Source organism: Streptomyces olivochromogenes (genome assembly GCF_001514115.1).
GTDB lineage: Bacteria > Actinomycetota > Actinomycetes > Streptomycetales > Streptomycetaceae > Streptomyces > Streptomyces olivochromogenes.
Window position 1 is genome coordinate 17,098 of the sequence record NZ_KQ948489.1, and the last position, 19,171, is coordinate 36,268.

Genomic DNA, 19,171 nt, shown 5'->3' on the forward strand with positions numbered 1-19,171 from the left:
AGATCTGCCCATGTGAAAGGGTCGGCACTTCAGGATTGGCGGCGCTTTTGTCAATTGTTCGAGGGCGGTGTCAGATCTTTCTCAACTTCTTCAGGGCTGTGAAAAGCGGCCTTGGTTGCCGATTGGCGTGGGCGCCATGCTCGGGTAATGCAGTCAGGCCCGGAAGCATTAGAGATATCCACTCTCCTTGACCGGTACCTCATCGGTCTCGACGACGACGAACTCGACGACGCGTGGGCGCGGGGGCTCTTCACGAAGGACGCCCTGGTCGAGTTCCCGATGAGCCGGCACGAGGGCCTCGACGGACTCGCCGGCTACCACCGTGACGCGCTGGCGGCCTTCGCCGCCACCCAGCACCTCGGCTCGCCCGCGGCCGTCGACCTCGACGACGCCGGTGAGCGGGCCGTGCTGCGCGCCAACCTCGTCTCGACGCATGTGCACCACCCCGACGCGGCGGACGAACCCCTGTTCCAGGTCGGCACCCTCGCGACCGGCGAAGCCCGCCGCGCCGCGGAGGGCTGGCGGCTCTCCTCCCTGACCTTCCGCGTGCTGTGGACCCGCGGCACTCCGCCCCGACCCCGGGAGCCCCAATGACGACGCTGGCGGCGGCCAGTCCCCAGGACATGAAACTCGCGATCATGCTTGCCGACATCGGTGTGGTGCTCGTGGCCGGCGCCGCACTCGGCCGGTTCGCGCAGAAGCTGCGTCAGCCGATGGTGGTCGGCGAGATCACCGCGGGCATCCTGCTCGGCCCGAGCGTCCTCGGCCTGCTGCCGGGGAACCTCACCGAGCGCCTCTTCCCCGCCGACGTGCGGCCGTTGCTGTCCGCGGTCTCCCAGGTCGGTCTGATCCTGTTCATGTTCGTGGTCGGCTGGGAGTTCGAGAAGCGCCTGATCAGGCCGCACGCCCGGCTCGCCGCGGGCGTCTCGCTCTCGTCGATCGCGATGGCCTTCGGCCTGGGTGTGGCGCTGGCCCCGTTCCTGTACGACGAGCACTCCACGGTGGCCGGACACCACATCTCCTTCGTCGCGTTCGCCACCTTCATCGGCACCGCGATGTCGGTGACGGCCTTCCCCGTGCTCGCGCGGATCCTCACCGAGAACAAGCTCCTGGACACCCGGGCCGGTTCGCTCTCGCTGGCCAGCGCCGCCATCGACGACCTGCTCGCCTGGTGCCTGCTGGCCTATGTCTCGGCCCTGGTCACGGCGAACGGGAACTATTCCGACCTCGCCCGCATCGGCCTCTACAGCGTGCTCTACGTGGCCGGGATGCTACTGGTCGTGCGCCCGCTGGTGGCCCGGCTGGTGTGGCGCTGGGCGGCCACCGAGCGCTGGTCGGCGCTGCTCGCGGTGCTGTGCGCGGGCGCCCTGACCTCGGCCTGGCTGACCACCTGGATCGGCATCCACGCCATCTTCGGAGCCTTCCTGTTCGGGTTCGTGATGCCCCGTGAGCCCGCCATGGTCCTCGCGGAACATCTGCGCAAGCCCATGGACCACGTCAGCGTCGTGCTGCTTCCGGTCTTCTTCATCGTCACCGGGCTCGGCGTGGACCTCGGTGCGCTCACCGCCGGCGACTTCGTCGCGCTCGTCGCGATCATCGTCGTGGCCTGCACCGGCAAGCTGGTCGGTGCCATCCTTCCGGCGCGGCTGGCCGGGTTCTCCTGGCGTGAGTCGAAGGACCTGGGGCTGTTGATGAACACCCGGGGTCTGACCGAACTCATCATCCTCAACGCGGCCGTCAGCCTGGGCGTGCTCGACACCCGCATGTTCACGATGCTCGTGATCATGGCGCTGGTCACGACGGCGATGGCGGGTCCGCTGCTGTCCAGGCGTCGTCCGGTGCCGGCTGTCGTGCCCGAGCCGTCCGAGCCGTCCGAGGCCCCGGCTTCACGCGCGGCCTGACCCCCCACTCCGAAACCCCGGACTCCGTAACCCCCGAACCCGGTAACCCCCGAACCCGGTAACCCCCGAACCCGGTAACCCCCGAACCCGGTAACCCCCGTAACCGCGTAACTCCGTAACCCCGTATCCGAGAACGAGAGGGCTGTCGTGATCCCCGTTTCGCAAGCCATCCCCGAGCAGCTCGGTCCGGTCGACGGCCGCGCGCTGCGCACCGTGTGCGGACACTTCGCCACCGGTGTCACGGTCATCACCTCGGGCAGCGGCGACAACGCCACGGGCGCCACGGTGAACTCCTTCACCTCGGTCTCCCTGGACCCGGCGCTGGTGCTCATCTGCCTGCACGACGACTCCCGGCTGCTGCCCGTGGTCCAGGAGTCCGGCGGCTTCGTCGTGAACTTCCTGACGCAGCGACAGGAGCCCGTGGCCTGGGCGTTCGCCGGTCGGCGGACCGCCCGGATCGAGGAGGTGCCGCACCACAGGTCCGTCCTCGACCTGCCGGTGCTCAGCGAGGCGCTCGCGCATCTGGAGTGCCGGCTGGTCACCGAGTACGACGGCGGCGACCACACCATCCTGCTGGGCGAGGTCGTCGGTCTGCGCGCGCCCTCCGAAGCCGAACAGGAGGACCCGCTGATCTTCTTCCAGGGCTCCATGCGGACACCGGCATGGAGCTGAGGGACTTACCAGGTTCAGTGGCGGGCCGCGGCCTGCTCCTCCGCCTCGTCGAACGCCTGCCGCGCCTGCTCCACCAGCGGCAGGTGGCCGGTCGACCAGTCGAAGAGCGAGGCGAACAGGGGGGCCAGGGTCCGTCCCAGATCGCTGATCTCGTACTCCACCCGGGGCGGCACCTCCGGGTAGTACGTGCGGATCACCAGCCCGTCCCGCTCCAGCTGACGCAGCCGCTGCGTCAGCACCTTCGGCGTGATGGTGCCGATGTTGCGGTGCAGTTCCACGAAGCGCTGGGTGCCGAAGGCGTTCAGCGTCCACAGGATCGGCGTGGTCCAGCGGCTGAACACGATGTCGAGGACCGGGGCGATCGGGCACCTCTGCGGGGTGCCGGCGGCGGCCGCGTGCGCGGCTTCGGGGCTGGTCACGACCGGCATGCCGGTCGCGTCGGCGGCGCCGCTCGCGGCCGTGGGGCCCTGAGGGGCTGTGCTCTTCATTCCGACCATCGCCTTTCGGGAAGTCACTTTCCTCTAGGTACCTACTATACCCAGGATGCTAGCTTCCAAGAAGCCAGCAAAGCCAGTACCTCCCTGTACGTCCCCGTCCGAGAATCCTCATGCTCCTAGGGAGTGACATGTCCATCCAAGAGTCCACCCACAGCCCCGCCAAGGCGGCGGGCGACTCCGGGCCGGTCCGCCGCCCCGGCCTCATCCTGGCCTTCCTCTGCCTGGCCGGCTTCATGACCTTCCTCGACGTGTCGATCGTGAACGTCGCCCTGCCGACCATCGAGGACGAGCTCAACATCTCCACCACCGCTCTCCAGTACGTGGTCACCACCTACGGCATGCTCCTCGGCGGCTTCCTGCTGCTGACCGGCCGGCTCGCCGACACCCTCGGCCGCCGCCGGATGCTGCAGACCGGTCTGCTCCTGTTCGCCGGTTCCTCGCTGCTCGCCGGTGTCTCGCAGAACGCCGCCATGCTGATCGGCGCCCGCGGTGCCCAAGGCCTGGGGGCCGCGTTCATCGCCACCGCCGCGCTGAGCCTGCTGACCAACAACTTCGAAGAGGGCGCGGCCCGCAACAAGGCGCTCGGTGCCTGGGGCGCGCTCAGCGGTCTCGCCGCCGTCGCCGGTGTCACCCTCGGCGGTCTGCTCACCGATGGGCCCGGCTGGCGCTGGATCTTCTTCATCAACGTCCCGATCGGCGTCATCGGCGCCCTGGTCGCCCCGATGGTCGTCGGCGAGAGCCGCTCCGCCCAGCGCACCAAGTCCTTCGACGTCGCCGGTGCGGTCACCCTCACCGCCGGCCTGGTCCTGCTGATCTTCACCCTCGGCCAGACCGTCTCCGACTCCAATGTCCCGACCGGCCGGGTCGTCGGCGGGTTCATCCTCTCCGCGATCCTGCTCGCCTCCTTCATCGTCATCGAGCGCCGCGCCAAGGAGCCGCTGATGCCGCTCGGCATCTTCCGCCGCCCCTCGCTGCGCGCCGCCAACGGCATCGCCATCCTGCTGCTCGGCACCTGCGTCACCCTGTTCTTCTTCGCCAGCCTCTTCATGCAGCAGGTCCTGGACTACTCCGCCGTCAAGACCGGCTTCGCGTACGTGCCGCTCGCGGTGCTCACCGCCGTCGGCGCCGGCGTCGCCTCCCAGATCGTCACCAAGGTCGCCGCCAAGCCCGTCCTGCTGGTCGGCCTCGCGCTCGCCGCGACCGGCATGATGCTGCTGTGGCGTGCCCCGTCCGACGCCTCCTACCTGACGGACGTGCTGCCCGCCTTCGTCCTGATGGGCCTCGGCCTCGGAATGTCCTTCGTCCCGCTGCAGGTCTCCGCGTTCGCGGGGATCGAGGAGCGCGAGTCGGGTCTGGCCGCCGGTCTCATCAACACCGCCCAGGAAGTCGGCGGCGCGCTCGGCCTCGCGGTCGCGGCGACCTACGCCTTCCGCCGGGTCGACGAGCTGACGGCCAAGGCCCACGGTGTTCCCGCCCTGGTCCAGGAGGCCCGTACGACCGTCTTCCACGACGCGTTCCTCGTGGGCGCCTGCTTCGCCGCGGCCGCCTTCGTGGTGACCCTGGTGCTGCTGCCCTTCACCAAGTCCTCCGAGCAGTCCGCGGCCGTCCCCGCGCACGCCTGACGGCAGACCAGAGACCGAAGTCGGACGACGGAAGAACGGACCCGGCCATGTCCAAACCCCTGCCCCTGTCCGCCGCGGCGGAGGAGTTCCTCGCCGAGAACGCCCTGTGCACCCTCACCACCCTTCGCCCGGACGGCACGCCGCACGTCGCGCCCGTACGGTTCACCTGGGACGGTGAGGCGGGCCTGGCCCGGGTGATGACCACGGTGCACCGCCGCAAGTCCCGCAACCTGTTAGCCAGGGCCGGTGGCCGGGCCGCCGTGTGCCAGCTGGTCGGCCCCCGCTGGATCACCCTGGAGGGCCCGGCCACCGTCTCCACCGACCCGCCCCGGGTGGTGGAGGGGATGCGCCGCTACGCCAAGCGGTACTGGTCCCAGCCGCCGCAGCCCCCGGGCCTCGCGGTCATCGAGATCGCGGTCGACCGCGTGATGGGCCTGTACTGAACGGCCCGTACCGAACTCCCGGAGCACATACGGGGCGAGAGGGTGCCGGAAGACTCTTCCGGCACCCTCTCGCATGCTCCGCCTGTACCTGCCCAGTACTCGCCACCCGGTAACCGCCCAGTAGCTGCAAGGCCTCTGACGAACTTGTCAGAACTTGTCAGAGTTCTGTATCGGCGGCCATTCAGCTTCCCGGGAGCCCTCGGAATACTGGAGAAAACGCCAGCGGGAGAGGGAATATGGACGCCTTCAATGCCGATGTGATCGTTGCCGGAGCGGGGCCCTCGGGTCTCATGCTCGCGGGAGAACTGCGCCTCTCGGGTCTCTCGGTCATCGTGCTCGACCGGCTGGAACAGCCGATGCAGCAGTCCCGTGCGCTGGGATTCTCGGCCCGTACGATCGAGGAATTCGGCCAGCGCGGCCTTCTCGAGGATTTCGGTCCGCTGGAGACCATACCCGGCGGCCATTTCGGTGGACTCCCCATCGACTACCGCATTGTCGAGGGCGGCAATTTCGGTGTCCGCGGTGTTCCGCAGTCGCGCACCGAGGCCATCATCAACAAGTGGGCCGTGGGTCTGGGAGCCGACGTCCGCCGGGGCCACGAGGTCATCGGCCTGACGCAGGACGAGAACGGGGTCCAGGTCGAGGTCGCGGGCCCGGAGGGCGTCGAGACGCTGCGCGCCGCCTACGTCGTCGGCTGTGACGGCGCCCGCTCCACCGTCCGCCACCTGGCCGGGATCGACTTCCCCGGCGTCAGCGCCACCATCGAGATGAAGATGGCGGACGTCGCCGGAGTCCAGCTGCGGCTGCGCCCCACCGGTGAGGTCGGCGAGGCCGGCATGGTCGTGGTCCTGCCGCTCGGCCCGGGCGCCACCCGCGTGGTGGTCTTCGAGCGCGGCGCCGGTGTCCGCCCCACCCAGGAGCCGCCCACCTTCGAGGAGGTGGCCGCCGCCTTCCAGCGGGTGACCGGCGAGGACATCAGCGGTGCCAAGCAGCTGTGGACCAGCTACTTCACCGACGCCAGCCGGCACGCCGCCGAGTACCGCAAGGGCCGGGTCTTCCTCGCGGGCGACGCCGCCCACATCCACCTGCCGATCGGCGCCCAGGGCATCAGCGCGGGCGTCGGCGACGTGGTCAACCTCGGCTGGAAGCTCGCCGCCGCGGTCAAGGGGCACGCCCCGGAGGGCCTGCTCGACACCTACCACTCCGAGCGCCACCCGGTCGGCGCCCGCATCGTCTACAACACCCTGGTCCAGCGCACCCTCTACCTCGGCGGCCCCGAGGCCCAGCCGCTGCGCGACCTGTTCGCCGAACTGGTCCAGATCGAGGACGTACGACGTCACCTCGTCGGCCTGGTCACCGGCCTGGACATCACCTACGGCGCCGTCGAGGGCGGTCACCCCCTGCTCGGCCGCCGGCTGCCCGACCAGGAACTGCTGGTCGGCGACGAGAAGACCACCACGTACGAGCTGCTGCACCAGGGCCGCCCGGTCCTCCTCGACCTGCACGACAACGCGGCGCTGCGCGAGGCCGTGGCCGCCTGGTCCGACCGCGTCGACGTCGTCACCGCCACCCGGCCCGACGCCGCCGCCCCGGCCGCCGACCTCCTCGTACGCCCCGACGGCTACATCGCCTGGGTCGGCGCCGACGGTTCCACGGACGGCCTGACCGACGCGCTCGCCCAGTGGTTCGGCGAGCCCGGCACCGCCGCCTGAATCCCCCGGTCGACCCGACCCGTCGATCCGACCCGTCGATCCGAATCCCTCCAGTAGGACGCGCGCCACCCATCCGACCCGTCCGTGAAACGAGAAAGAGGAGTGCGGTCTTGCCCACCAAGGCTGAGGAAGCGAAGAAGGCCGACAAGGCCGCCGAGTGGACCGAATGCGACGTAGCCATCCTGGGGTCGGGCCTCGCGGGCTCGATCATGGGAGCGATCCTGGCCCGTCAGGGCGCGAACGTGGTGCTCATCGACGCAGGTCAGCACCCCAGGTTCGCCGTCGGCGAGTCCCAGAACCCGCAGCTCGTCGAGTGGCTGCACATTCTGGCCGTGCGCTACGACGTGCCCGAGATCAAGCACATGCTGGACGTGAAGGCGGTCACCGAGCACATCGGTCCGACGCACGGCCGCAAGCAGAGCTTCGGCTTCGTCACGCACCGGCCGAACCGCGAGCCGGACCCGCACGAGGCGACGATGTTCGTCATCCCGAAGATGCTCACCGAGGCGGTGCACCTCTTCCGGCAGGACACGGACTCGCACTACCTGAACGTCGCCGCCAAGTACGGCTGCACGCTCCGCCAGAACTGGTTCGCCACCGACCTCGACGTCGACGACGACGGTGTCACCATCACCGGCAGGAACGGCGAGGTCTTCCGGGCCAAGTACCTGATCGACGCGAGCGGTTTCCGCTCCCCGCTCGCGCAGAAGTTCGACCTGCGCGAGAACCCGCCCCGGCACAAGCACCACGCGCGCTCGCTGTTCACGCACTACGTCGGCATCAAGCCGTACGACGACGTGTGCAACTACCCGGAGGCGCTGCGCCCGCCCGCCGAGTCGCCCTTCCACGGCGGCACCCTGCACCACCTCATCGAGCGGGGCTGGTTCTGGATCATCCCGTTCGACAACTACAAGGACTCCAAGAACCCGGCCTGCAGTGTCGGCCTGACCTTCGACGAGCGGCTGTACCCCAAGCCGAAGGACATGACGCCGGACCAGGAGTTCAACCACTACCTCGACATGTACCCGGCGGTGAAGCGGCAGTTCGAGGGCGCCAAGCGGATCCGCGAGTGGGTCTCCACCGACCGCCTCCAGTACTCCTCCAAGCGCACCATCGGCGCCCGCTGGTGCCTGATGTCGCACGCGGCCGGTTTCATCGACCCGCTGTACTCGCGCGGTCTGTCCAACACCTTCGAGGTCGTCGACGCCCTCGCCTACCGGATCCTGGACGCCCTGCGCGAGAACGACTTCACCGAGGAGCGCTTCGAGTACGTGGAGCGCCTGGAGCAGGGGCTCCTGGAGTACAACGACAAGATCGTCAACAGCTCCTACATCGCCTTCAGCCACTTCCGGCTGTGGAACGCGGTGTTCCGGGTGTGGGCGTGCTTCACCACGCCGGCCACCATGCGCCAGATCATGGCGCGCCAGAACTTCCAGCTCGACGGTGACGACCGGCACTTCAAGGAGATGGAGAAGGCGCCCTACACGGGCCTGTGGTGGCCGGACAGCCACGCCTTCAAGGTCCTCTTCGACACCACCGCCGAGACCTGCGAACGGTACGAGGCGGGCGAGATCGACGGTGACAAGGCCGCGGACATCGTCTTCGAGGCGATCCGCGACTGCGAGTCCGTCAACACGCCCTTCGGCTGGAAGGGCCCCGAGGACCTCCGGTTCTTCCGGGCCACCACCCCCACGATGATGAAGTTCATGTGGTGGGCCAGCACCTCCGGACCCAAGGAGATGCGCGACCTCGGCCGCTCGATGCTGGCCGGCGTCGTCAAGCAGGGGGTGCGCGGCCGCAAGGTGTCCTGACCTCGGCCCCGTCCTGAAGGCCCCGACTCGAAGCCCCGTCTTTTGGGCCCGCCTTCACAGAGCCACTTTCCCCCCGGTTCCGGCGCCGGGCCCACCTTCCCCCCGTGGGCCCGGCGCCGGCCCCCTTGCTCCTCTCTTTGTTCCTCCTGTTCCCCCTGTTCCCCCTTGTTCCTCCGCCGCCCCTCCGGCCTCCCCCCACTGACTTCCACCTACATCGACCGCTTCCTAGAACCTTGGGACATCCGTGATCACTCGTAGAGCACTGATCGGTGCGGGAACCGCCGCCGTCGGCCTGGCCGTCCTGCCCAACAGCCCTGTCTCCGCGGGCTCCTCCGCCCCCTGGAGCACCCTCGCCGGCAAGCTCCAGGGACAGCTGGTGCTGCCCACCGACGCCGGCTACGGCGTGGCCAAGCAGCTGGAACTCGGCCAGTTCGACTCGGTCAACCCGCGGGCCGTCGCGTACTGCGTCAGCTCCTCCGACGTCTCCGTCGCGCTGCGCTTCGCCCAGGACAACGGACTCCCGTCCGCGGTCCGCAGCGGCGGCCACAGCTTCGGCGGCTACTCGACGACGCCCGGCCTGATCATCGACGTGTCGCGGCTCAACGCGATCACCGTCGGCAACGGGACCGTCGACATCGGCCCCGGCGCCAAGAACGTCGAGATACTCAACGCGCTCGCCCCGCACGCCCTGGTGGTCAGCGAGGGCGGCTGCCCCACCGTGTCGGCCGGCGGCTTCCTCCAGGGCGGCGGATTCGGCTTCCTGACCCGCCCGACCGGCATGGCCTGCGACGCGATCACCTCGGCCGAGGTGGTCCTCGCCGACGGCTGCGTGGTGACCGCCTCGCCGACCAGCCACCCCGACCTCTTCTGGGCGATCCGCGGCGGCGGTGGCGGCAACTTCGGTGTCGTCACCCGCTTCACGGTCACCCCGCACGAGGGCGACCAGATGGCCATCAGCAACCTGATCTTCCCGTACGACCGCGCGGCCGACGTGCTGCACGGCGTCGGCCAGTGGCTGGTGGACGCCCCCCGCACCATCGGCGGCGGCGCCTACCTCGTCCAGGCCGAAGCGGCGCCCGGCACCGTACCGGCGCTCAACGTCTTCCTCGCCTCCCGCGGCACCCCGGCCGAACTGGCCTCGGAGGCGGCGCGGCTGCTGTCGCTGACCGGCGCGGTGACGGCCCGCCAGGACGCGGTCATGACGTACCGGCAGGTCATGATGATGATCTTTGGTTGCAGCACCCTGACCCAGGACCAGTGCCAGCGTGCCGGGAAGTCGCCGAGCGGGGTGCTGACCCGGCCGGCCTTCGGTCTGGAGCGGACCCGGCTGGGCAGCGCGCCCTACGCGCAGAGCGACTGGGCGAACGTGGTGACGGCCTTCGACGCCGACCGCAGGGCTGGGCAGGCCCGGTACCTCGACTTCCACTTCTTCGGGGGCGCGGCCAACGACCCGGCCCGCACCGACACGGCGTACGTGCACCGTGACTCGCTCTTCTCCGTCAACTACCGGGTCCTGATCAACGACCCGGCCCAGGTCACCGCCGAGGCCACGGCTGTCGCCACGAGCTGGGTGGACCACGGGTTCGACACCGTCGACCCGCTGTCCAACGGCGAGACGTACCAGAACTGGATGGACGCGGAGCTGCCGAACTGGCGGCAGTCGTACTACGCCGAGAACTACGCACGGCTGAAGGTCGTGAAGGCGAAGTACGACCCGTACCGCTACTTCAAGTTCGCCCAGGGCATCGGAGCCTGACGCTTCGTGAACCCGGACATTTCATGAAGACGGACATTTCATGAACACGGACATGGGGAAGGGCCGCCGGATCGATGTCCGGCGGCCCGCCCGCTCGATCGTCTGCCGCGTCGCCCCGTCAGGGACGACGTCCGTACCAGCCCACCAGCTTGTCGATGTCGGGAGCGTCCTCGTGCACCTCCACCACCGGGCCGAACGGCACCTGGCCGCCGCGGGGTTCCGCGGGCACGGCCCGGTGCATGTTGGCCAGCGGCGCGGCGAGCATCTCCGGGTCCCACTCGGGGCTCTGACCGGTCGCCTTCGCCAGGTCCCAGGCGTGCAGCACGAACTCGTTGGTGTAGATCACCGAGGCGACCGCCCCGGGAACCGGGCCCCAGGGCAGACCGATCTGGCGGCCCAGTACGGCCGGGTCCGACCACACCGCGTCGAACTCCTTCGTCGCCTCCGCCCAGGCCTTGGCCCAGTCGCCGTCGGGGACGTCCTGCGCGAAGTGCGGAACGCTCATGAAGGAGCCGCCCGCGCCCATGACGGCGACCCGGCGCAGCACGGACACCACGTGGTTGGCCATGTCGCGGACCGAGTAGTCGGGACACGGGGTGACGGTGTCGTACTGCTCGGGGCGCAGCGCGGCGAGCGTACGTCCGGTGAGCTCGACGGCCTTGAACAGGCCGCCACGGGGGTCGGTGGGCGGGTTGGCGGGGGGATTGGTGCTGTCAGCCATGTCGTGAGTCATGTCTTCATCGTCGAGGTCAAACAGGTCATCTTGTGGCCTATTTCTGAAGCCGCATCAGATCTTGCTGGAAATAGATGTATTGGCTCAAAGCATCTTAAATTTGCGGAGAGGGGCGGTTGTTGTGAAGGCTGACCGTCTGGTGGCGACCCTGCTGCTGCTCCAGGCGCGCGGGCGGGTGACCGTGCGCGAGGTGGCCCAGGAGCTGGAGGTGTCGGAGCGCACCGCGCGCCGCGACCTGGAGGCCCTCACCACCGCCGGTGTTCCCGTCTACTCGCAGCGCGGCCGGGGCGGCGGCTGGAGCCTGGTCGGCGGCGCCCGCACCGATCTGACCGGTTTCACCTCGCGGGAGATCGGGGCGCTGTTCCTGGCCGCGGGTCCCTTGTCGGCCTCGCCCGAACTGCGCGCCGCGTTACGGAAGTTGATGCGGGCGGTGCCCGCGCCCATGCGGCCGCACGCCGAGGCGGCCGCCAAGGCCATCCTCATCGACGGGGTCGACTGGTCGCGCACGGCGGGTGGCGGCGGTCCCCACCAGCACACTCTGGAGCGGGCGGTGCTCGACGGCGAACAGGTCCGGCTCGGCTACGCCCATCCCGACCGGGCTCCCGGCGAGCGCACGGTGCACCCGCTCGGCCTGGTCTCGAAGGCCGGCCGCTGGTACCTCGTCGCCGGTACCGAGGAGGGGCTGCGCACCTTCCGGCTCGGCCGGGTCACCTCCGCGACCAGGACCGGTGAGCCGGTGCGGCGCCCGGAGGGTTTCGACCTCGCCGCCGCCTGGCGGGAGTTGGCCGCCGAGGTGGAGCAGCGGCTGACCGCGGCGACCGTACGGGCGCGGGCCGACCGCGACGCCCTGCCGGTGCTGCGGCAACTGCTCGGCGGTCGGCTGCGGACGGGTGAGGTCCAGATCGACGGCCGGGTCGAGTTCACGGCCGACGGTCCTTCGGTGGAGGTGCTCGCCGCGCAACTGGCCGGTCTCGGCAGCCGCGTCGAGGTGCTCGATCCTCCGGAGGCGCGGGAGTCGCTCGTACGGCTGGGCCGCTCGCTCACCGCGGTGTACGGCGAGCGCGAGGAAGAGGCTCACTTGGATAGCCACTTTCCTCTAGGTACCTACTATACGGAGGATGCTAGCGTCCCTGTCATGGCCGCCAACCACGGATGACCGGCGGATTTCCCCACTCTGACCCCCATACCGATCCCCACACCGACCCCCACCCCCCACCCCCCTCTCCACTCCAATCCCCACACCGATGCAACCGATGACTGCTGATTACTGGTTCGGATTAACGCACTAGGGAGTTTTTTCTGATGATTGTCGTCACCGGAGCCACCGGAAATGTCGGACGTCCGCTGATCGAGGCGCTCGCCGAGGCGGGGGAGCAGGTCGTGGCGGTCTCGCGCCGCCCGCTGCCCTCCCCGACGGACGGGGTCCGCCACGCGCAGGCCGACCTCGGCAGCGCCGAGAGCATGCGGCCGGTACTCGAAGGCGCCGACGCCTTCTTCATCCTGCTCGCCGGCGAACTGCTCGGTTACGGCGAGGCCGCGACCGACCTGCTGGCCGCCGCCAGGGACGCCGGTGTCAAGCGGGTCGTCCTGCTCTCCTCGCAGATCAACGCCACCCGCCCCGACTCGGCCTCGCACGGCAGGCTGCGCGAGTTCGAGGAGGCCGTACGCGGCTCGGGCCTCGACTTCACGATCCTGCGCGCGGGCGGATTCGCCTCCAACGCCTTCGCCTGGGCCGAGTCGGTCCGCGCGGACCGCACGGTCTTCGCCCCGTTCGGTGACGTGGCCCTGCCGGTCGTCGACCCCGCGGACATCGCCGCGGTCGCCGCGGTCGTCCTGCGCGAGGACGGCCATGCCGGTCGTACGTACGAGGTGACCGGCCCCGAAGCGGTCAGCCCGCGTGCGCAGGCCGAGGCGATCGCCGAGGCCATCGGTGCGGAAGTGACCTTCGTGGAACTGACCCGCGAGGCCGCCCACACCCACATGGCCCAGTTCATGCCGGAGGACGTCATCCCCGGCACCCTGGACATCCTCGGCGCCCCGCTTCCCGCCGAACAGCGGGTCAGCCCCGATGTGGAGAAGGTCCTGGGCCGCCCGGCCACCCCCTTCTCCGGCTGGGTGAGCCGCAGCCTCCCGGCGTTCAAGTAGCCCACTCGGCCCACTCGGCCCGCTCGTCCCCCGGTACCGCCGCCGGATGCCCGCTGTGATCCATCCCCCGCGGCAGTGGGCATTCGGCGGCCCATACGGACGGCCCCGCAGGTCACGAACCTGCGGGGCCGTCTCGTCGTGGGGGCGCGTACCGGGGCAGGGACTCATTGGGCCCTCCGCCCGGAGGGGCTACGCGGCGAAGCGCTCGGCGAACTCCTTGGCCTTCGTGACGGCCTCGTCGACGGCCTTGGCGCGGGAGGCCTCGTACAGCGGGATCAGGTCGGCCATCGCCGGGTTGTGCGGCGCCATCGTGAGCTCCGGGACGATGACGTGGACGTCCAGGGCGAGGGTGTCGCGCAGGATCGCCTCCAGGTAGTTCTGGACGTACTCGTAACCCTCGCGCGGGGTGCCCGGCGCGTAGGAGCCGCCGCGGCTGGCGACGACCGTGACCGGGGTGCCCTTGACCTTCGAGTCCTCGCTCATGGCGGTACGGCCGATGAGGATCACCTGGTCCAGCCACGCCTTGAGGGTCGAGGGGATCGTGAAGTTGTACATGGGCGCGCCGATCAGGATCGCGTCCGCCTGCTCCAGCTCCTCTATGAACGTCAGGCGCTCGGCGAAGGCGGCGGCCTGCTCGGGGGTGTGCGCGTCCGCGGGGGCGAAACCGGCGGTGTGGGCGTCGGCCGTGATGTGCGGGACCGGGTTCGCGGCGAGGTCGCGGTAGATCACGGTGCCCTGCGGGTGCTGCTCCTCCCAGGCCTTGCGGAACGCGTCCGTGACCGTGCGGGAGGCGGAGGCTGCGCCCGGGAAAACGGACGAGTCGACGTGCAGGAGGGTGGCCATGGGGAATCTCCAGGAGAAGGGGGCGAACTTTTCGTACTGGACTAGAGATAACACAGCTACTTACTTTTTTTCATCCCCCTACGGGAACGCAGTACTCTGGACCCATGCCAGAGCCGGGGACTCACGACGCAGGGCCGTGCCAGAGGGTCGACGACGGCATGGCCCGTGTCTTCCAACTGCTCGGGAAGCGCTGGACCGGCCTGGTCGTGGCCGTGTTGCTGCCGCACCCCGCGCACTTCGCCGACCTGCGCAGGGCGATCCCCGGCATCAGCGAACGGATGCTCTCCGACCGCCTCACGGAACTCGGCGCGGCGGGGCTGGTCGTCCGCGAGGTCGACGAGGGCCCTCCGCTGCGGGTCGTGTACGGCCTGACGGAGGCGGGCGCCGCACTGCAGCCGGCGCTCCTGGAACTGGGAACCTGGGCGGAGGAGCACCTGCCGGGGAGTCCGCCGTGCCCGGGCGAACTCCGCAAGTGACCCTGGACCGCGGCTGATTGTGAGCTGATTGCGGGGGGCCGGGTTTTCCACAGGCTGGGAGTTGTCCACAGGGTCTGACGCGTTTCAGCCACCGGCGGTACGGTCATCACGAGTTGATGTTCGTGCGTGACGGGGGAGGCAGTCGGTATGACGGATCTTGGTGCAGCGGATCGGGCGCAGCAGGACCAGCGGAGCCGGCCGGGCGGGCAGGACCATCAGGATCATCAGGGCGAACGGGACCATCAGGGCGAAAAGGGCCGGCAGGGCGAAGAAAGCCGCCGTAGCGAACAGGGTCGGCAGGCGTCCAGGGTCTCCGGAGTCTTCGGCGTGCGGGGATTCGCGGGCCGGCCCGTGCAGGCCGCGCCCAAGGAAGAGGGCAAGGCGCTGCGCCGACGGGTGCCGCGCGGCGTGCACGCGGAGCTGAGCTTCGACGCCGGCCGACCGGACGCGGTGACCGCCGTCGAGGAGTCCAACCTCGGCCGGATCCCGGAGCTCACTCCGATACGGGTCGGCAGGATGGCCGCCACCCCCTTCGCCTTCCTGCGCGGTTCGGCCGGCCTCATGGCCTACGACCTCGCGCGCACCCCCGCGACCGGCATCGCCGCCCAGATCTGCGGCGACGCCCACGCGGCCAACTTCGGCCTGTACGGAGACGCGCGCGGCGGCCTGGTCATCGATCTGAACGACTTCGACGAGACGGCACACGGCCCCTGGGAGTGGGACCTCAAGCGCCTCGCCACCTCGCTCGTGCTCGCGGGCAGGGAAGCGGGCGCGGACGAGGACACCTGTCGCAAGGCCGCCCACGACGCGGTCGGTGCCTACCGACGCACGCAACGGCTGCTCGCGAAGCTCCCGGTGCTGGACGCGTGGAACGCCATCGCGGACGAGGAACTCGTCTCCCACGCCGACGCCCATGACCTGCTCGGCACCCTGGAGCGGGTCATGGAGAAGGCGCGGGCCAACACCAGCGGACGGTTCGCGGCCAAGTCGACCCAGCCGGCCGAGGACGGCAGCCACCGCTTCGTGGACGCGCCTCCGGTGCTGCGCCGGGTACCCGACGCGGAGGCGGCGGCGGTCGCGGCCTCGCTGGAGCACTACCTGACCACCGTCTCCGAGGACCGCCTCCCCCTCCTCGCCCGGTACGCGGTGCACGACGTCGCCTTCCGCGTCGTCGGCACCGGCAGCGTCGGCACCCGCTCCTACGTCGTGCTGCTCCTCGACCACCGCGGCGAACCCCTGGTCCTCCAGGTGAAGGAAGCCCGCGCCTCGGCGCTGCTCCCGCACCTGGCGACGGCCGGCCACGCCATACCGGAGGTGCCGCACGAGGGCCGCCGGGTCGTCCTCGGCCAGAAGCGGATGCAGGTCGTCAGCGACATCCTGCTCGGCTGGACCACGGTCGAGGGCCGCCCCTTCCAGGTGCGCCAGTTCCGCAACCGCAAGGGCAGCGTCGACCCCGCCGCCCTCGCCGCCGACCAGGTCGACGACTACGCCCGTATGACCGGCGCCCTTCTCGCGCGCGCCCACACCCACACCGCCGACCCCCGCCTCATCGCCGGGTACTGCGGGAAGAGCGAGGAGTTGGACGAGTCCATCGCCTCGTTCGCCGTGGCCTACGCCGACCGTACGGAGGCGGACCACGCGGAGCTGGTCGCGGCGGTCAGGGCGGGGCGGCTGGCGGCGGAGCTCGGGGTGTGAGCCACACCTGAGAGCCACGAGGGCGGGCTACAGCGGCGGGGCCGGGGCGTGCGCACCGCCCCGGCCGGGGGAAGGCCGCGAGTCGTACGGGGCCGTGGCCTAGTCTGGTCGGGTGACGACCCCGGAAGCCGAGCCCAGCGAGTCCGACCGTACCCAGGCCGAGGATGCCCGGCCCCAGGGCGCCCGGGATGCGGACGCCCACGACGAGTCCGCCCCGGAGGCGGCGCCCGAGGCGCAGTCGCGGCCCGAGGAGCGGCTGGAGCGGGCCGTGCGGGCGGCCGAGCAGGCCTTGATCGAGTTCGAGATCGCCGTGGAGACCTTCCGCGTCGAGGTCGAGAACTTCTCGCGCCTGCACCACCAGAAGCTCGGCCCGATGTACTCGCGGCTCGACGAGCTGGACGCGCAGATCGCCGAGGCGGTCGCCGCGCGCACCGGGGACCTGGAGGACATACGCAAGGCGGACGAGGCGCGGGCGCGGGTCATGCCCATGCCCGGGGTCGAGGAGCTCTTCCACGGCTGGATGGACTCCGAGGGACTGTTCCCCGAGGCGGTGGCGATGCTGACGGACCAGCCCGTACGCCCCCCGCAGCGCGTACGCCCCAGCGACGAGGCCCGTCAGCTCTACCGTGAGCTGGTCCGCAAGGCCCACCCCGACCTGGCGCAGGACGACGCCGAGCGCAGGCGGCGCGACGAGTTCATCGCCCGGGTCAACGCCGCGTACAGCCGCGGCGACGAGGCCCTGTTGCGGGAGCTGTCCGAGGAGTGGGCGGCGGGCCCGGTGCCCGAGGAGTGGAAGCCGAGCCGCAGCGAGGAGCTCTACGCCCGCCTCGAGTGGCTCGCCCAGCGCAAGGAACTGCTGACCCTGGTCGCCCGCGAGCTGGAGGAGAGCGCCATCGGCGCCATGCTCAAAATGGCCCCGGAGGACCCGGACCAGCTCCTGGAAGAGATCGCCGAGCAGTTGCTGGCCCAGGTCGACGAGCGCGAGAAGGAGCTGGCCCGGCTGGCAGGCTAGGGCCTGTCCGGCGGGGGCTTCGGGTCGCCTGCCCGGTCGGGTAGCGTCGGGGGCATGAGTTTTGGATCTGGTGTGCCCACGGTCGAGGTCGGGGATCTCGCGGACGGAGACTTCCTGCTGGACGTCCGGGAGGACGACGAGTGGCAGGCGGGCCATGCCGCGGGGGCGCTGCACATCCCCATCAGTGAGTTCGTCGCTCGCTACGGCGAGCTGACCGAGGCGGCGCCGCAGGACGGCAGGGTCCATGTGATCTGCCGCTCCGGGGGCCGTTCGGCGCAGGTCACGATGTACCTGGTCCAGCAGGGCATCGACGCCGTGAACGTCGACGGTGGCATGCAGGTCTGGGCCGCCGCCGGCCGCCCGGTCGTGGACGACAAGGGCACCCCCGGCTTCGTGCTGTAGCCAACGGCGGGGGTTCGCCCCTGCTGCAGCCGCCGGCGGGGGTTCACGCCCGCTCCAGCCGCCGGCAGGGGTTCGCGCCCGCATCCGCCGAGCGGCGTCCACCACCGCTGCCCGTGGCGTGCCCACGCCTGGAGAGGCGAGGGCACGCCTGGAGAGGCGAGGACGCGCCGCGGGCGTGGGCGTTCAGCCCAGGGGATGGGCCGCGAGCAGATCCCCCAGTGCCTCCTCGTGCGCCGCCGCCGGTCCGAGCGACAGTTCAAGCTGCTTGGCCCAGGCGTGGTACCGGTGCAGCGGGTAGTCGACGTCGGCGCCGAACCCCCCGTGCAGATGCTGCGCGGTCTGCACGACCCGCCGTACCCCTTCCGACGCCCAGATCTTGGCGACGGCCACGTCCCCGGACGCCGGAAGCGCACCCCCCGCCCCCGTACTGATCCGCCACGCGGCCTGCCACAGCGTCGCCTCCATCGCCCGCAGGTCGATATAGCGGTCGGCGGCCTGCACGGCGACGGCCTGGAACGTGGCGACCGGGAATCCGAACTGCTCCCGCTTGCCCGTGTACGCGCTCGTCATCGCGAGCACCCGCTCACCGAGCCCGAGCGCCAGCGCGCACGTCCCGGTGGCCAACAGCTCCCGCAGCCACTCCCACGCCCCGTCGGCGTCGATGACATCCCGGGCGGTGATCCGCGCGGACTCCAGACGCAGCTCGCCGAGCCGTTCCCCGGTCGTGGAGATCTGCTCACCGAGGACGACCCCCTCATGAACCCGGGGTATCAGCGCGAGGACGGTCCGGCCGTCGCGCGTGTGCGCGGGCACGACGGTGAAGTCGGCGTTCTCCGCCCACGGAACCGCCGTCTGCACCCCGTCCAGCACCCACACGTCACCGTCCCGCCGTGCGGTCACGGCGAGTTCGGCCGGGTCGTGCCCGGTCCGCCCGTTCGCCGCGACGGTCAGCACGACCTCGCCCCGGCCCGCCCGCGCGAGCAGCTCCGCCTTCAACTCCTCACCGCCGTACGCCTGTACTGCCACCGCCGCCGCACTGCTCTCCAGCAACGGAACCCGCGCCAGCACCTTCGCCGCCTCGCGCAGCACCAGGCACAGCGCGATCGCGTCCAGGCCGGCCCCGCCGTACTCCGCGGCGAGCAACAGACTCAACAGATCCGCGTCGGCGAGCCTCGTCCACAGCGCCCGGTCGAAGTCGTCAGCGACGGCGCCCGCGGTGATCGCGGGGCTGGGCACTCCGTCCGGCGCGACCCCGCCGAACACCGCCTTCGCCGCCTCGACCGCCGCCTGCTGCTCTTCGGTGAAGGTGAAGTCCACGTCCCTGTCCTCCCACGCACCGACCCACCGACCCGGCGGACACCGGATCTGACGGAGCGTCAAGATAGAACAGGTTCTACAAGAAGGGAACGGTCCGGCCGTGGACGGTCTGCCGCTCCGACAGACCGACCGTT

18 protein-coding genes are annotated in these 19,171 nt (G+C 70.5%); 14 read left to right on the forward strand and 4 right to left on the reverse strand.

The window, feature by feature from the left end:
* The first annotated feature begins 147 nt into the window (after positions 1-147).
* From AQJ27_RS48370 to AQJ27_RS48380, 3 genes are all read left to right on the forward strand, one after another.
* Positions 148-594 carry a nuclear transport factor 2 family protein gene (locus tag AQJ27_RS48370; RefSeq protein ID WP_067384755.1) on the forward strand — a complete coding sequence of 149 codons (447 nt, stop codon included), beginning with the start codon at positions 148-150 and terminating at the stop codon, positions 592-594.
* A complete protein-coding gene (locus AQJ27_RS48375; protein ID WP_067384758.1) occupies positions 591-1,901 on the forward strand; it encodes a cation:proton antiporter in 1,311 nt (436 codons plus the stop codon). Before AQJ27_RS48370 ends, AQJ27_RS48375 begins: the two co-directional genes overlap by 4 nt.
* 147 nt (positions 1,902-2,048) lie before the next feature.
* Positions 2,049-2,573: a flavin reductase family protein gene (locus AQJ27_RS48380; protein ID WP_235613982.1), complete on the forward strand. Its 525-nt coding sequence runs from the start codon at positions 2,049-2,051 to the stop codon at positions 2,571-2,573.
* A 14-nt stretch (positions 2,574-2,587) separates the two neighbouring features.
* Here AQJ27_RS48380 and AQJ27_RS48385 read toward each other — a convergent pair whose 3' ends face one another.
* Entirely contained in the window at positions 2,588-3,001 is a 414-nt protein-coding gene (locus AQJ27_RS48385; RefSeq protein ID WP_067384845.1) for a winged helix-turn-helix transcriptional regulator, read from the reverse strand.
* A 197-nt stretch (positions 3,002-3,198) separates the two neighbouring features.
* Here AQJ27_RS48385 and AQJ27_RS48390 point away from each other — a divergent pair, with 197 nt between their 5' ends.
* The 5 genes from AQJ27_RS48390 to AQJ27_RS48410 all read left to right on the forward strand — a co-directional run bounded on the left by AQJ27_RS48390 (position 3,199) and on the right by AQJ27_RS48410 (position 10,414).
* Positions 3,199-4,692 carry an MFS transporter gene (locus AQJ27_RS48390; RefSeq protein ID WP_067384759.1) on the forward strand — a complete coding sequence of 498 codons (1,494 nt, stop codon included), beginning with the start codon at positions 3,199-3,201 and terminating at the stop codon, positions 4,690-4,692.
* 47 nt (positions 4,693-4,739) lie between these two features.
* Entirely contained in the window at positions 4,740-5,135 is a 396-nt protein-coding gene (locus AQJ27_RS48395) for a pyridoxamine 5'-phosphate oxidase family protein (RefSeq protein ID WP_054237224.1), read from the forward strand.
* A gap of 236 nt (positions 5,136-5,371) precedes the next feature.
* Positions 5,372-6,847: an FAD-dependent monooxygenase gene (locus AQJ27_RS48400; RefSeq protein ID WP_067384760.1), complete on the forward strand. Its 1,476-nt coding sequence runs from the start codon at positions 5,372-5,374 to the stop codon at positions 6,845-6,847.
* Between the two features lie 110 nt (positions 6,848-6,957).
* A complete protein-coding gene (locus AQJ27_RS48405; protein WP_060900219.1) occupies positions 6,958-8,658 on the forward strand; it encodes an NAD(P)/FAD-dependent oxidoreductase in 1,701 nt (566 codons plus the stop codon).
* Positions 8,659-8,902: 244 nt separating this feature from the next.
* Positions 8,903-10,414 carry an FAD-binding oxidoreductase gene (locus tag AQJ27_RS48410; RefSeq protein WP_067384762.1) on the forward strand — a complete coding sequence of 504 codons (1,512 nt, stop codon included), beginning with the start codon at positions 8,903-8,905 and terminating at the stop codon, positions 10,412-10,414.
* A 118-nt stretch (positions 10,415-10,532) separates the two neighbouring features.
* Here the strand turns inward: AQJ27_RS48410 and AQJ27_RS48415 are convergent, their stop codons facing one another.
* Positions 10,533-11,147, reverse strand: coding sequence for a TIGR03086 family metal-binding protein (locus AQJ27_RS48415; RefSeq protein WP_244313889.1), 615 nt, complete (start codon positions 11,145-11,147; stop codon positions 10,533-10,535).
* A gap of 121 nt (positions 11,148-11,268) precedes the next feature.
* On the opposite strand from AQJ27_RS48415, the gene AQJ27_RS48420 reads away from it, so the two are divergent.
* Positions 11,269-12,303: a helix-turn-helix transcriptional regulator gene (locus AQJ27_RS48420; protein ID WP_079065879.1), complete on the forward strand. Its 1,035-nt coding sequence runs from the start codon at positions 11,269-11,271 to the stop codon at positions 12,301-12,303.
* A 146-nt stretch (positions 12,304-12,449) separates the two neighbouring features.
* Positions 12,450-13,292: an SDR family oxidoreductase gene (locus AQJ27_RS48425; RefSeq protein ID WP_067384763.1), complete on the forward strand. Its 843-nt coding sequence runs from the start codon at positions 12,450-12,452 to the stop codon at positions 13,290-13,292.
* Positions 13,293-13,481: 189 nt separating this feature from the next.
* On the opposite strand, the gene AQJ27_RS48430 is transcribed toward AQJ27_RS48425, so the two are convergent.
* Positions 13,482-14,135, reverse strand: coding sequence for an FMN-dependent NADH-azoreductase (locus AQJ27_RS48430; protein ID WP_067384765.1), 654 nt, complete (start codon positions 14,133-14,135; stop codon positions 13,482-13,484).
* Positions 14,136-14,239: 104 nt separating this feature from the next.
* On the opposite strand from AQJ27_RS48430, the gene AQJ27_RS48435 reads away from it, so the two are divergent.
* From AQJ27_RS48435 to AQJ27_RS48450, 4 genes are all read left to right on the forward strand, one after another.
* A complete protein-coding gene (locus AQJ27_RS48435; protein WP_067384768.1) occupies positions 14,240-14,611 on the forward strand; it encodes a winged helix-turn-helix transcriptional regulator in 372 nt (123 codons plus the stop codon).
* A 147-nt stretch (positions 14,612-14,758) separates the two neighbouring features.
* Positions 14,759-16,306 (forward strand): DUF2252 domain-containing protein, encoded by a 1,548-nt coding sequence (locus tag AQJ27_RS48440; RefSeq protein ID WP_079065880.1) that lies wholly within the window; start codon positions 14,759-14,761, stop codon positions 16,304-16,306.
* Between the two features lie 112 nt (positions 16,307-16,418).
* Positions 16,419-17,318 (forward strand): J domain-containing protein, encoded by a 900-nt coding sequence (locus tag AQJ27_RS48445; RefSeq protein ID WP_067384773.1) that lies wholly within the window; start codon positions 16,419-16,421, stop codon positions 17,316-17,318.
* Between the two features lie 72 nt (positions 17,319-17,390).
* Positions 17,391-17,720 carry a rhodanese-like domain-containing protein gene (locus AQJ27_RS48450; protein WP_054237233.1) on the forward strand — a complete coding sequence of 110 codons (330 nt, stop codon included), beginning with the start codon at positions 17,391-17,393 and terminating at the stop codon, positions 17,718-17,720.
* Between the two features lie 183 nt (positions 17,721-17,903).
* On the opposite strand, the gene AQJ27_RS48455 is transcribed toward AQJ27_RS48450, so the two are convergent.
* Complete coding sequence (locus AQJ27_RS48455; protein WP_067384776.1) at positions 17,904-19,037, reverse strand: acyl-CoA dehydrogenase family protein; 1,134 nt, start codon at positions 19,035-19,037, stop codon at positions 17,904-17,906.
* Positions 19,038-19,171: the final 134 nt, after the last annotated feature.